The 13,147-nt window shown below is 72.3% G+C and carries 12 protein-coding genes; 2 read left to right on the forward strand and 10 right to left on the reverse strand.

The features are described 5' to 3' along the window. Positions 1–90 precede the first annotated feature (90 nt). Positions 91–1,206 carry a ribosome small subunit-dependent GTPase A gene (rsgA, locus tag ACF1A5_RS22915; RefSeq protein ID WP_392194715.1) on the reverse strand — a complete coding sequence of 372 codons (1,116 nt, stop codon included), beginning with the start codon at positions 1,204–1,206 and terminating at the stop codon, positions 91–93. A gap of 454 nt (positions 1,207–1,660) precedes the next feature. On the opposite strand from rsgA, the gene ACF1A5_RS22920 reads away from it, so the two are divergent. Then, positions 1,661–1,864 (forward strand): cold-shock protein, encoded by a 204-nt coding sequence (locus ACF1A5_RS22920; protein WP_023544341.1) that lies wholly within the window; start codon positions 1,661–1,663, stop codon positions 1,862–1,864. Positions 1,865–1,952: 88 nt separating this feature from the next. Then, positions 1,953–3,734 (forward strand): DEAD/DEAH box helicase, encoded by a 1,782-nt coding sequence (locus ACF1A5_RS22925; protein ID WP_392194716.1) that lies wholly within the window; start codon positions 1,953–1,955, stop codon positions 3,732–3,734. Between the two features lie 74 nt (positions 3,735–3,808). Here the strand turns inward: ACF1A5_RS22925 and ACF1A5_RS22930 are convergent, their stop codons facing one another. The 9 genes from ACF1A5_RS22930 to ACF1A5_RS22970 all read right to left on the reverse strand — a co-directional run bounded on the left by ACF1A5_RS22930 (position 3,809) and on the right by ACF1A5_RS22970 (position 13,069). Then, positions 3,809–5,275: a cellulose binding domain-containing protein gene (locus ACF1A5_RS22930; protein WP_392194717.1), complete on the reverse strand. Its 1,467-nt coding sequence runs from the start codon at positions 5,273–5,275 to the stop codon at positions 3,809–3,811. 200 nt (positions 5,276–5,475) lie between these two features. Continuing rightward, positions 5,476–6,795, reverse strand: coding sequence for a radical SAM protein (locus ACF1A5_RS22935; RefSeq protein WP_392194718.1), 1,320 nt, complete (start codon positions 6,793–6,795; stop codon positions 5,476–5,478). Between the two features lie 157 nt (positions 6,796–6,952). Beyond that, positions 6,953–7,753, reverse strand: a complete 801-nt coding sequence (locus ACF1A5_RS22940) for an enoyl-CoA hydratase/isomerase family protein (RefSeq protein WP_392194719.1) — start codon at positions 7,751–7,753, stop codon at positions 6,953–6,955. Next, positions 7,750–9,015: a cytochrome P450 gene (locus ACF1A5_RS22945; RefSeq protein ID WP_392194720.1), complete on the reverse strand. Its 1,266-nt coding sequence runs from the start codon at positions 9,013–9,015 to the stop codon at positions 7,750–7,752. Before ACF1A5_RS22945 ends, ACF1A5_RS22940 begins: the two co-directional genes overlap by 4 nt. A 102-nt stretch (positions 9,016–9,117) precedes the next feature. Next, positions 9,118–10,419, reverse strand: a complete 1,302-nt coding sequence (locus tag ACF1A5_RS22950; RefSeq protein ID WP_392194721.1) for a cytochrome P450 — start codon at positions 10,417–10,419, stop codon at positions 9,118–9,120. 98 nt (positions 10,420–10,517) lie between these two features. Beyond that, entirely contained in the window at positions 10,518–11,120 is a 603-nt protein-coding gene (locus ACF1A5_RS22955) for an ATP/GTP-binding protein (RefSeq protein ID WP_392194722.1), read from the reverse strand. Next, complete coding sequence (locus ACF1A5_RS22960) at positions 11,095–11,469, reverse strand: DUF742 domain-containing protein (RefSeq protein WP_392194723.1); 375 nt, start codon at positions 11,467–11,469, stop codon at positions 11,095–11,097. Before ACF1A5_RS22960 ends, ACF1A5_RS22955 begins: the two co-directional genes overlap by 26 nt. Continuing rightward, complete coding sequence (locus ACF1A5_RS22965) at positions 11,466–11,867, reverse strand: roadblock/LC7 domain-containing protein (RefSeq protein WP_356184518.1); 402 nt, start codon at positions 11,865–11,867, stop codon at positions 11,466–11,468. Before ACF1A5_RS22965 ends, ACF1A5_RS22960 begins: the two co-directional genes overlap by 4 nt. After that, on the reverse strand, positions 11,864–13,069 hold the full coding sequence (locus ACF1A5_RS22970; RefSeq protein WP_392194724.1) for an ATP-binding protein: 1,206 nt from the start codon (positions 13,067–13,069) through the stop codon (positions 11,864–11,866). Before ACF1A5_RS22970 ends, ACF1A5_RS22965 begins: the two co-directional genes overlap by 4 nt. Positions 13,070–13,147 lie beyond the last annotated feature (78 nt).

Consider the following 13,147-nt stretch of genomic DNA (forward strand, 5'->3'; position numbering starts at 1 on the left):
GACGGAGGAACTCCCACTCCTCATCGGACAGTTCATGGCGACGTATCACCCGACCATGATCCACCACTCAAGATCAATTGAAGACACGACCTAGGGCCGCCACCTCCCCCGCTTCGCGTCCATCGCCGCGCGGCCCTCGGCGCCCCGGCGCTTCCAGTCGCGCCGGATCTCGGCGCGCAGCCGGGCGTCGGTCTTGGCCACGATCCGCTGGTTCTCCCGCATGAGCTTGCGGTAGCTCGCCAGCCGCCGTTCCGGCAGGTCACCGGTGTCGATGGCGGCCAGCACGGCACAGCCGGGCTCCCCGGCGTGCGCGCAGTCGTGGAAGCGGCACCGCTCGGCCAGTTCCTCGATCTCGGAGAACACCTGGCCCACCCCGCTCCCGGCGTCCCACAGACCGACGCCCCGCAGTCCGGGGGTGTCGATCAGCACGCCGCCGCCCGGCAGGGCGAGCAGGTTGCGGGTGGTGGTCGTGTGCCGGCCCTTGCCGTCGACGTCCCGCGCGGCGTGGACGCGCATGACGTCCTCGCCGAGCAGCACGTTGGCGAGGGTCGACTTGCCCGTGCCGGACTGCCCGAGCAGCACCGACGTGCCGCCGGAGACGACGGCGGCCACGGCGTCGAGCCCGGTCCCGGTCGTGGCGCTGACCGGCAGCACCGGCACGCCGGGCGCCGCGGTCTCCACGTCCTGGACGAGATACGCCAGCCCCACCGGGTCCGGCACGAGGTCGGCCTTGGTCAGCACGACCAGCGGCTGTGCCCCGGACTCCCAGGCCAGGGCGAGGAAGCGCTCGACGCGGCCGAGGTCGAGGTCGACGGCCAGCGACAGGGCGACGAGCGCGTGGTCGACGTTGGCGGCGAGGATCTGCCCCTCGGACCGCTTGGAGGAGGTGGAGCGCACGAAGGCGGTACGGCGCGGCAGCACCGTCCGTACGTACCGCGGGTCGCCGCCTTCGGGGTCGAGGGCGACCCAGTCCCCCGTGCACACGACCTTCGTCGGGTCGCGGGGGACGACGAACTCGGTGTCGGCGCGGACGTCACCGGCCGGGGTGACGACGTCGCAGAGGCCACGGTCGACCCGTACGACACGGCCGGGCAGGAGGCCCTGCTCGGCATGGGCGGCGAACTCCGCTTCCCAGCCCGCGTCCCAGCCGTACACGGCGAGGGGGTGCGACGGAACCGAGGAAGCCGAAGGAGAGGAGAGATGCAACGGGAACCCTTCACAAGGGCGGCCCCGGCGCCGCGCGAGTCCGCGCGATGGGAAAGGTCAGCCGGAGGCCACGGAGGTGGAGTGAGTGAACTGCTGGTCGCGGGCAGGGCCCATCACAAAGACAGTCATCGGTCACACCTCCTCTTCCTCGTACGGCCGACAGCGGCAGCCGAAGGCCGCCGCGAGAAGCGGTCCTCACCCTAGAGGGGCCCTCCGCCCAGGTGCCACCGCTTTTTCGCGGGCTCAGGTTTTTCCGGGGCCCGGGCGGTGAGGAGCCCGCCCTGGGGGCGCCTCGCGGATCCGCCACGGGACGTCGAGCTGTGCTAGGATCTTCGAGTTGCAGTTGTGGTACCCATGAACCTATGTGCGCCTGACGGGAATGTTTCTCCTTCAGGCGCATTAGTTTTTTCCGGCATCTCCGGGTGGGGCCTCTGCCTACAGAACGGAGAAGGTCATGGCACAGGGAACCGTGAAGTGGTTCAACGCCGAAAAGGGTTTCGGCTTCATCCAGCAGGACGGCGGCGGCCCGGACGTGTTCGCCCACTACTCGAACATCGCCACCCAGGGCTTCCGTGAGCTCCAGGAGGGCCAGCGGGTCTCCTTCGACGTCACGCAGGGCCAGAAGGGCCCGCAGGCGGAGAACATCGTCCCCGCCTGATCGCCGGACGCGTATCCGCTCACCGGGGTCCGCACCGCCATGGTGCGGACCCCGGTTTGCGCTGTTTCCAGGAAGGCAGAGAAACCGCATGTCCCGCAGGCCGCAGAAGCCGAACCGGCGCGCCTCGTCACCCCCACCGTCCGTGTCGCCGTCCAGGGAATTCCGGCTGCCGGAAAGCACGACACCCGCGCTTCCCGCCGTCGAGGACTTCGCCGGCCTGGACATGCCCGCGGGGCTGCTGAAGACCCTCACCGCGCAGGGCGTCACCGCGCCCTTCCCCATCCAGGCCGCCACGCTCCCCAACTCGCTCGCCGGCCGTGACCTGCTGGGACGGGGACGCACCGGCTCCGGCAAGACGCTGGCGTTCGGGCTCGCGCTCCTGGCCCGTACGGCCGGACTGCGCGCGGAGCCCAAGGCGCCCCTCGCCCTCGTGCTGGTGCCCACCCGTGAACTCGCCCAGCAGGTGACGGACGCGCTGACCCCCTACGCGACGGCGGTGAACCTCCGGCTGGCCACCGTGGTCGGCGGACTGTCCATCACCAAGCAGGCCGGTGCGCTCCGGCGCGGCGCCGAGGTGCTCGTGGCGACTCCCGGCCGGCTCAACGACCTCGTGGAACGCGGGGACTGCGTGCTCGGCGGCGTACGCATCACGGTGCTGGACGAAGCCGACCAGATGACCGACATGGGCTTCCTGCCGCAGATCACCAAGCTGATCCAGCAAGTGCGTCCCGACGGACAGCGCATGCTCTTCTCGGCCACCCTGGACCGCAACATCGACCGCCTGGTGCAGCGGTTCCTGACCGACCCCGTGGTGCACTCCGTCGACCCGTCCGCGGGAGCGGTGACCACCATGGAGCACCACGTGCTCCACGTCCAGGACGAGACCGACAAGAAGGCGGTCACCACGCGCATCGCGGCCCGTGACGGCCGGGTCATCCTCTTCCTCGACACCAAGAGGTCGGCCGACCGGCTCACCAAGCGGCTCCTGGCCGTCGGTGTACGCGCGGCGGCACTGCACGGGGGCCGCTCCCAGCCGCAGCGCAACCGCACGCTGGACCAGTTCAAGAACGGACAGGTCACCGCGCTGGTGGCTACGAACGTCGCGGCCCGGGGCATACACATCGACGACCTCGACCTCGTCGTGAACGTCGATCCCCCCGCCGACCACAAGGACTACCTCCACCGGGGCGGACGCACGGCCCGCGCCGGCGGCTCCGGCAGCGTGGTCACACTGGTCCTGCCCGAGCAGAAGCGGGACGTCACCCGGCTCATGTCGGACGCGGGCATCCGCCCCCGGACGGCCCGTGTCAAGTCGAGCGACGCGGAACTGGCCACCATCACGGGCGCCCGTGAGCCCTCCGGCGTGCCCGTCGTCGTCGAGATCCCCCAGCCCGCGACACCGACCGCGTCCCGTCCGGACCGGAAGAGCGGCGCCGAGCGCGGCGGGCGGTCCGGCCGCCGGCCCCGCAGCGGTGGCGGGTCCGGAGCGGCGGCAGGCGCTGCCACCGCGACGGGTGGTGGCCGGGGTGCGGACCGCCGGGCCGCGGCCGGGACGGCGGCGGCAGGTGCCTCGTCCGCGACCGGCGGGCGCGGTTCCGTCCGGCGGACGGGATCCGCCGGAGCCACGGGTGCCACCGGCGCGGACGGCCGCGGCTCCGGCCGCCGGGCCGCGGCCGACGCGGCGAACGGCGCTGCCTCCGGCAAGAACCCCCGCGGATCCCGCCGAGGAGCAGCGGCCGGCGGAGCCGCGGGCGGCGCCGCCGGCGCCGGCGGCGGAGCCGACCGCCGGGGCGGCCGCCGCACCTCGGGCGATGGATCACCTCACGGCCGGACCCCGGGCGGCAAGAACGGCAAGCGGGGCGCGGCGTAGCGTCGGTGCCGGCGTTCTGCCCCGGCCGGGCGGTCCGGGGCGGGGCACGTGGTGGCGGCCGGGGCTCCCGGTGCTCAGGCGACCGCGCAGGCGTGCCCGTTGAGCGTGAAGTCGTCCGGTGGGGAGTTCTCGTCCTGCCAGGACGCGATGAAGCCGAAGGAGAGCCGGCCGTGCGCGGGGACGGACCGGTTGTAGTCGGCGGCGGTGGCGGTGACGCGGGAGCCGTCCTGGGCCACGGTCGCGTCCCACATCTGGCCGACCCGCTGGCCGTCGCGGTAGGTCCAGGCCACGCGCCAGGCGTCGAGGGCGCGGGCGGTGGTGACGGTGACGGCGGCCTCGAAGCCGTCGGGCCACTGGCTGACGACGTCGTAGTGGACGCGGCAGCCGGCCGGTTCGCCCGGCGCCGGGCCGGACGGGCCGCCGCTCGCGGTGGAGGCGGTCGTGCCCTGGGGCTCCGGGTCGGGGTTCCCCGGGCGGGACCTGGTCCCGGTGCGGCTCGCCGACGGACCGTGCGAGGGGGTGGCGGAGGCGGACCGCGTAGGGCTCGGGGACGGCAGTGAGAGACCGGGGGCGGCGACCGGCCGGCGGTCGTCGTCGCCGCGCGCGGTGTCGGGCGCGGAGCCGCCGAACGGCATCATCGACACGGCCAGCGCCAGCGCCGACAGCAGCACCGCCGCGGCGAGCAGCCCGCCCCGCACCACCTGGGCCCGGGCCGCGGCCTCGTGGGGCTCCCCGGTCCCGGCGTCCCGGGGCGTGGGGGTCGGGGCGCCGGGCCGCGTCGCCGCGGCCCGGCGGCGTTCGAGGTGGGCGAGGCCGCCCCAGCCGATCACCCCGCCGGCGAGGGCCGCGGGCAGCCCTCCGCCATGTATTCGGAGGCAGGCGGCGGCCTCGGCGCACTCGACACAGGTGGCGAGGTGCCGGGAGAGGTCGCCGGGCGCCTCGGCGGCGGGCGAACGCGTGACCGCGTCCAGCAGCCGGGCGTAGCTGCGGCACTGCGCGTCCATCGGGGTGTCGAGATGGGCGCGGTGGCAGCGGTCCCGGAACAGGGACCGGACCTGGTCGAGTTCGTCGGCCGCGGTCCGCGGGTCGAGGCCGAGCCGGCGGGCCACGACGGGCAGCGGCAGGGCCTCCACCTCGGCGAGCCACAGCAGCGCCGCGTCGGGCTCCTGCAGGTCGCGCAGGCCGCGCAGCGCGAGCGGGCGGTGCAGCGGCGGGCCGGTGTGGCGGGCGGCCTTGTCGGAGTTGAGCCACAGCCGCAGGTCGGGGTCGAGCTTGTGCCCGAGGCCGCCGGACTCCCAGGAGGCGGCGGTGGCGCGCACCGCGGTCAGCAGCAGCGGCATCGCCGGCAGCCGACGCCCCCGGGAGGGTCCGGAGTCGGCGGCGCGGACCTCGCGCATGCCCAGCGCGAAGGCCTCGGTGGCCAGTTGCCGCGCCGCGGAGGAGCCGGCCGTGCACAGATCCGCGTAGGAGAGCACCGCGTCCCAGCACTCGGCGAACAGCGCTGCCTCGGTGGCGTCCTTGGAGCTCGGCAGGTCGGGCATGGGTCTCCTGCATCCACGGTCGAGGCCAACTCGCACTGCTCATATAGGAGTTGGGAAGCCTTGCGGAAGGGCCCGAGCCTTTCACGTCGGCGGCGCGACTGACAAGCGGCGTATTCAGATGTGCGTGACGCGCCCGGCGCCCCTCAACTCCGCTCCGTAGTACGGACGAACGGAGCGCCCGACTCACGGTCGCGGGAAACCTACACCTTCGTCGGATCCTGCGCCTGGAGACTGTCCATGAAGGAACTGACGGAGAACACCGCGCGGCCGGGCCCGGGCGGGCCGTAGCCGGGGGGCGAGGACAGGCCGAAGTCGTCCATCGTGGCGCGGTAGGCCTCCAGCAGCCGGATGTGGTACTCCAGCGGTGCGCCCTGCGGATTCGCCTTGCCCAGCGGTGTCGTCGGCTCCGGGCACCAGGTCGTGAACCGGGGCGTGATGCCGTGCGACATGAAGAAGCGCAGGCCCTCGGTGGTGGAGGCGATGGCCTCGTCGACGCTCGTGAAGCCGAAGGGCTCGGCCATCTCCACGCCCGCGACGAAGTTGGGGATCACGTTGCGCGGGCCGAACACCTCGGCGGAGTCCAGGATGCGGCGGTGCCACTCGTCCCGGCCGACGTAGCGTTCCTTGCCGGGGCAGTACAGCTCGAACAGGCGGCGGTCCCACACCTCGTAGTTGGGGTGGTAGATCTGCACGCCGTAGTCCTTGAACCGCTGCACGTCGTCCTTCGGCAGCGCCTGGGCGACGACCTTGCCGATCCAGCGGCCGGGGAAGCGCTCCTCGATGGCCTTGGCGTACCGGCCGTAGAAGTCGGCCTCGTCGCGGCCGCCGACCGTCTTGGTGATCGCGCCGCCGGTCAGGGTGTAGGCGGTGGACGCCTTCTGGGTGTCGTACCGGTCGATGATCTCCAGCGCCTCCAGGACCTCGTCCACGTCCTTGACGCCGGTGTAGGGGCGTCCGGCGGCCTTGTGCTGGCGCCAGTTGTGGTTGATGTCGCAGTACTGGCACTCCTCCTTGGCGCCGAAGTACTGGCAGACCCGGAAGACGGTGAGGTAGATCAGGTAGCCCCACTGGATGGTCGGGGCGACCTCCATCACGGACTTCCCGTTGGACAGGGTGTGCCGGTAGTACTCGGGCATGGGCGGGACGCCGACGTCGGCGATCCGCTTGCCGTCGAGGTAGAGCCCGAGCAGACCCTCCCCGTCGGCGGCCACCCGGTACGGGGAGGCCGGATTCACCCGTACGGAGACGACGGTGCGCCGCAGGTCGTAGGGGCCGCCCGTGAGGATGATCTCCTCCGGCGGCCGGCGCAGCGCGGCCTCGCCCAGCTCGGGCAGGGTGCCGTGGTCGAAGGAGAAGATGAAGTACGACTTCGGCTTGACGTCCCCGTCGTCGTTGTCGCTGAGGGCGGACGGGTCGAAGGCCACACCGCCCCTGAGCAGGTCCTCCTTGAAGACGGCCTCCCGCGGCACGTGCGGGAAGCGCTCCATCAGATCCTCGACCAGCGCGGTGCGGCTGCCCATCCCGTCTCTCCTCCTGGCTCGGACGTACGACTCCTCACGGTATGCCCCCGCCCGAGCGCCCGGCCTGCCGGGTCCCCCCGCGGCCGCCCGACCGGCCCCGCACCGCCCGGCCCCGAGGGGACCGTGCGGGCGGGCCCCTGCGCCGGGAGAGCGGCGGTCAGTCGGCCGCGCGGGCGTGGTGGAGCTCGGACACCACCGCCGCCATCAGCTCCGCGTCCAGGGCGGAGACGTCGGCCATGCGGGTCGCCGCGGACAGCGAGTGGAACAGCGTCTTGGTGACGCGCAGGGCCGCGGCCGGGCGCCGGACGACGGGCCCGGCCCAGGCCGCGACCGCCGCGTCCAGCTCATGGGCCGGGACGGCCCTCTGCAGCACCGACAGGTGAACGGCCTCCTGAGCGGTGAACGAACGCCCGGTGAGGACCAGTTCACGGGCACGGGCGGCACCCGCCTCGCTGACCAGGCGCGGCAGCACACCGCCCCAAGCCGAGGGCAGCCCCAGGGCGAGCTCGGGCAGCCGGAACGTCGCGTCGTCGGCGGCGACCCGCAGGTCGCAGGCGAGCGCCAGGGCGAGCCCCGCTCCCACGACCTTGCCGTGCAGGCGGGCGATGGTGACGGCGGGGTTCCCGCCGAGCGCGTCGCACACGCGGCGCGCCTTGGCGCCGGACACCCGGACACCGCCGGCGCCGGGGTCGTGGGAGAGGTGCTGGGCGAACTCGGCGCGGTCCCCGCCGAGGCTGAAGTCGTCGCCGGCGCCGGCGAGGACGACCACCCGCACCGCCGGGTCCTGCTCGTGGAGGACCTCCAGGAGGTCGTCCAGCATGGCGTCGGTGACGACGTTGCCCTGCTCGGGGACGTGGAGTTCGACGGTGAGGACGGGACCCTGCCGGTGGGTGCGCAGGGTCTTGAATATGCGGTCTTCCGGGAGTGCCGGGAGCGTGCCGAGGGGCCGGGGGGTCATGTCGTCACTTTCAGGGAGGTGATCCGTCGGAAGACCATCCGGCCGGCCGCGTAGGTGGGCGGGGCGGTCGGCCGGAGCGTGGGGAAGCGTTCCAGCAGCAGGGTCAGCAGCACCTTGACCTCCAGGCGGGCGAGGGCCGCTCCGAGGCAGTAGTGGGCGCCGCCGCCGAAGGTCAGGTGGCTGCCGTTGCGGAGGACGTCGAAGACGTGCGGGTCCTCGTTGCGGCGCGGGTCGTGGTTCGCGGCGCCGTACAGGACGTGGACCATGGTGTCCCGAGCGATGGGGACCCCGGCGAGGACCGTGTCGTCGGCGGCTACACGGGTGTTGAGGTGCACGGGCGGGTCGTAGCGCATCACCTCCTCGACCGCGTCGTCGATGTGCTCGGGGTGGCGGCGCAGCCGGTCGAGCGTGGCCGGGCCCTGGGTGATGAGCCACACGGCGCTGGTCAGCAGGGTCGCGGTGGTCTCCAGGGAGGCCATGGCGACGAACATGGTGAGGGCGTACAGTTCCCGGTCCGCTGTGGCGCGGTCGTCGGGATACAGGGCGTCGAAGTAGTGGATCCAGCCGGTGAGTGCGTCCTCGCCGGGGTGCGCGCGACGCCGCCGGACGAGCGCGGTGAAGAAGGACCGCATCTCCAGGGTGGCCTCGGCCGAGATCGCCAGCTCGCTCCTGGTGGGCAGCAACTCCTGGGCGTACACCTGACGGTGGGTGAAGTCGAGCATGTACGCGTGGTGCTCGGCCGGGATGTCCAGCCACTGACCGGCGGTGCGCACCGGCAGCCACTCGCTGACCGTGCGGACGAAGTCGGCCTCGCCGTGGGTGCGCAGCCGGGCCTCCAGGTCGTCCAGGAGCGGCGAGGTCTGGGCGGCGATCAGGGGCCCGAGGGCTTCGAGGGTCCGGCGGTCGAAGGGGTTGCCCAGCGCCCGCCGTTGACACGTGTGAGCGGTCCCGTTGAGGCGGGGCAGCGTTCGTGTCATCTCGCGCGTGGCCACGGCCCGCCAGCGCTGGTTGTCGGGATGACGTTCCTGCCAGGCGAAGTCCGGCACCAGCCAGTTCCGGCCGCGCAGGACCTGGCTGCAGGCCTCGAATCCGGTCACCAGGTAACCGCCCCAGGGGGCGGGCACGACGTCACCCAGGGCACGCAATTTGGCCCAGAGCGGGAGGGGGTTGGCCTGCCCTTCGTCGGAACGCAGCCGACGGAGGAGGGAAATGACGGATCGGCGGTCGATGGTGGTACCGCGTATCTCGCCAACGGCGGTCACGCATGGCTCCTTCGGCTGGACGCTACCGTTACCGCCGGAATCTACCCTTCCCCTCTCCTCCGTCATGCGCCTCTGTGTGTTGCTCCCGTCACATGCCGTGCATCAAACCCGGAAAATATCCAGGAAGTTGCTCCAGAAGCCCTTGCGCCGCGCGGGCTGCCGGCTGGCCGTCGTGGCGGGGGCGGTGGGCAGCGGTTGCTCCGCCGCGGACGCCGTGGTGTTGCGCAGCGCGGACACCATCCGGGTGGCCGGCGCCGGGCTGAAGGCGACCGGCAGCGCGACCAGGGCCCGGTGGAACGGGCCCGGACGCCACTGGAGTTGCTCCTCGGGTACGGCCAGCATCATGTCGGGCAGGGCGTTGAGGAGCCTTTCGACCGCGGTGGTCGCGATGACCCGCGCGGGGTCCTTGGCCGGGCAGGCGTGCGGGCCGGCTCCCCAGGCCAGGTGGGCGCCCTTGCTGTGGGTGCGGCGGGCCTCGGCCAGCGCCGGGTCGCTGTTGGCGGCGGCGAAGCTGATGACGACCGGGGTGTTGGCCTCCGCGACGTGGCCGCCGAGGTCGACGTCCTGCACCGGGTAGTGGGTGGCGTAGTTGGCGATCGGCGTCTGGTTCCACAGGACGTGGTCGAGCGCCTCCTCGATCAGCATGCCGCTGTCGCGGCCCGCCGTGCCCGGCGCCAGGAGCAGGAGCAGGGCGTTGCCGATCAGGTTGCGCTCGGGTTCGACGCCGGCGCCCATCAGCATGACGAGCTGGTCCTTGAGCTCCTCGTCGGTGAGCCCGGCCGGGTGCTGGATGAGCCAGGAGGTGACGTCGTCGCCCGGCTGGCGGCGCTTGAGCGCGATCAGCTCCATGAGGCAGGCGGTGAGCTCCTCGTTGGCGCGCATGACGTCCTTGAGGTCGAACAGCGCCGATATGGAGCTGGTCAGGGTGTCACCGATGTCCGCCGGGCAGCCGAAGATCTTGTTGAAGAGCAGCAGCGGCAGAAGCTTGGCGTAGTCGTTGAGGAGGTCCGCGCGGCCCCGCTCGCTGAACTGGTCGATGAGGTAGTCGGCGATCGGCTCGACGTCCCGGCGGATGCGGGTGATGTTGAGCTTGGCGAGGCTGTCGGTGACGGCCTTGCGCAGCCTGAGGTGCACGGCCCCGTCCGTGAAAAGGCAGTTGGGCCGGTACGCCATCATCGGCAGCACCGGGCTCTCCAGGCTGACGCGTCCCTCGTTGAGGGCCTTCCAGCGGCGGGCGTCCCGGGCGAAGAGCGTGGAGTTCTGCAGGACGCGCAGCGCCGTCTCGTGGCCGACGACCAGGGTGGCGTCCACGCCGGGGGCGAGTTCGACCGGGCCGGCCGCGCCGTGGGCGCGCAGCCGGTCGTAGACCGCCTGCGGGTCGGCGGCGAACGCGGCGTCGTGCATGGGGCATCTGCCGCCTGCTGGGGCGGGGACTGTCTGAGGGTCCATGGGATTCCTTTGCTGGCACCGGGCCCCGAGGGACCGGGCGGGGAGTGAGCGTGTCAGGCTGCGCGAGCGAGCAGGTGGCGGACCAGCGCGATCAGCGCCCCTCCGGAGGACTTGCGGTCGCGGGCGTCGCAGTAGACGACGGGGGTGTCGGGGAGCAGGTCGAGAGCCTCGCGCACCTCCGCCTCCTCGTACACCTTGTCCGGGTCGAAGGTGTTGACGGCGATGGCGTACTCGAGCCCGTAGCCCTCGACGAGGTCGATGACGGGGAAGGTCTCCTCCAGCCGGGCGGGGTCCACCAGGAGCAGCGCTCCCAGCGCCCCGCGCGCCATGTCCTCCCACAGCTGCATGAAGCGCTGCTGTCCCGGCGTGCCGAACAGGTACAGGACCAGTTCGTCGCTGAGCGTCAGCCGGCCGAAGTCCAGGGCGACGGTGGTGGTCTTCTTGCCCGTGATGCCGCGCAGGTCGTCCACGTGGACGGACGCCTGCGTCATCTTCTCCTCGGTGCGCAGCGGGGTGATCTCCGACAGCGAGCCGATGAAGGTCGTCTTGCCCACGGCGAAGTGCCCTACGACCAGGATCTTGGCGGCGTTGGTCACCGCACTGGAGACGTAGATGGATCCAGCGGCCGTCTCAGCCGATGAAGGAGTGGAGTCCATGGAGAACCTTCTCGAGGATCGCTCTGTCAACGTTCTGGGCCCCGGGCGGCTCGGCTCGGCGCAGGAGGTGCCCCTGCTCGAATAAGTCGGTCAGCAGCAGTCTTGCCACCCCTACCGGCAGGCCCAGGTGGCCGGCCACTTCGGCGACCGACAGGTAGCCGCCCGCGCACAGGTCCCAGATCGCCCGCACCTCGGGGCCGGCTCCCAGCGGAAGGGTCCGCTCGGGGGCCAGGGTGACCAGGGTGTGCAGGGCGAGGTCATCGGAGGCCGGCAGGCTCCGGCCGCCGGTGATGACGTAGGAGCGAACGAAGTCGCTGGTGACGGACGCTTCCTCGCCGGGCGTCGTCATGCGCCGGCACCGTTGTCCGAGCGGGGCGCCACACTCATCGCCTTGCTCAGGGCAGCCACCGTCTTCTGCATCCGGAAGGACACCGCCTCCATGTCGACGTCAAGAGCGGTCGAGACGGCCAGGTAGGCGCCCTGGCCCGCGGCGATCAGGAAGATCCAGCCGCCGTCGTACTCCAGCAGCGTCTGCTTCCAGACGCCGTGCCCGGCACCCACGAACCCGGCGACGGCGCGGCTGAGCGACTGCATGGAGCTCATCGCCGCGGCGTTCGTCTCCGCGTCGTCGCGGGTGATGTCGTCCGAGCGCTGCAGCAGCAGGCCGTCGCCCGAGACGAGGACCGCGTGGCGGGCTCCACGTACCTCGAGCACGTCGTTCAGCACCCACGACAGGTCGGTGTTCACTGGTGGTCAGGTCCTTCCGTGGTGTTCGAGGTCCGCCCGAGCTGTGTTCCGCGCGCGAAGGCGCCGAGCCGCGAGGCCGTCACCTCGCTGTCCGGCTCGTCCGCCGGGTCGTCGGCGGAGGCCGCGGCGGCGGGCGCGGGCACCACCGAGATGGGACCCTGGCGGCGCCGGCGCTTGGGCAGACCACCGGAGGTGGTGCCCACCACGTGAGAGGGGCCCACCGGCACCGGCGCCAGTCGCTGCGGGGCGGGCTCCTGGCCGGCGGGTTCCTGGGCTTCGGCCACGGGCGCGGGACCTCCGGCGGCGAGGAGAGTTTCGGGCACGCGGATCACTGCACGCACGCCGCCGTACGGGGACACCGAGCCGACGGAGACGGCGAAGCCGTACCGGGCGGCGAGCATCCCGCACACGGCGAAGCCGAAGCGGGGCGGGTCGCCGAGACGGGTGATGTCGACCGGTCCGTCGGCGGACAGCAGGACCTGCGCCCGGTCCTTGGTCTCCTGGTCCATGCCGAGGCCGGCGTCGTCCACGATGAAGCACACGCCCGTGGGGACGGCCTGGATGTTGACCTCGACCGGGGTGCCGGGGGCGCTGTAGTTCGTCGCGTTGTCCAGCAGCTCGGCCAGGACGACCGCGATCGGTTCCACGGCCTTGCTGGTGATGGAGACGTTGACCTGCGAGTGGACGCCGACGCGGTCGAAGTCCTTGATCCTGCCCTGGGCGCTGCGGGCGACGTCGTAGACGGTGGCGGCGCCGTCGCGCCGGCCCAGCCAGCCGCCGCACAGCACCGAGATGCCCTTGGCCCGGCGGCCGAACTGGCTGCCGGTGTGGTCGACCGACATCAGGTCGGCCAGGACCTCGGTGTCGTCACCGTACTTCTTGAGCAGATTGTCCAGCAGGACCTGCTGTTCCTCGGCGAGGGACTGCAGGGTGCCCATGGCGGACTTCAGCACCGCCTTGGTCGACGACTCCGCGTCGGCCCGGACGTCCGCGAGGTCCAGCTCGTGCTGGGTGCCGAGCGCGGCCACGTGCGTCCGCGCCTGGCCGAGTTCGGCGTGGGCGCGGCCCAGTCCGGTCTCCAGGTCGTTCTTCGTTCTTCGGAGCGCCATGTTGGTTCTCCGGGCGCGCAGCACTGCGACGACCGCAGCGGCGAGCACCACAAGCAAGATCCACAGCAGTGGATCCTGGATCAATGACGTCATGAGACTCTCTTCAAGTCGCATCGCGCCGGGAGCGGGCAGCCCAACGGTGCGGACGGCGGAGCCAGGCCCCGAGCGGCC

The sequence above is a fragment of the Streptomyces sp. NPDC014864 genome (assembly GCF_043081525.1).
Taxonomy (GTDB): domain Bacteria; phylum Actinomycetota; class Actinomycetes; order Streptomycetales; family Streptomycetaceae; genus Streptomyces.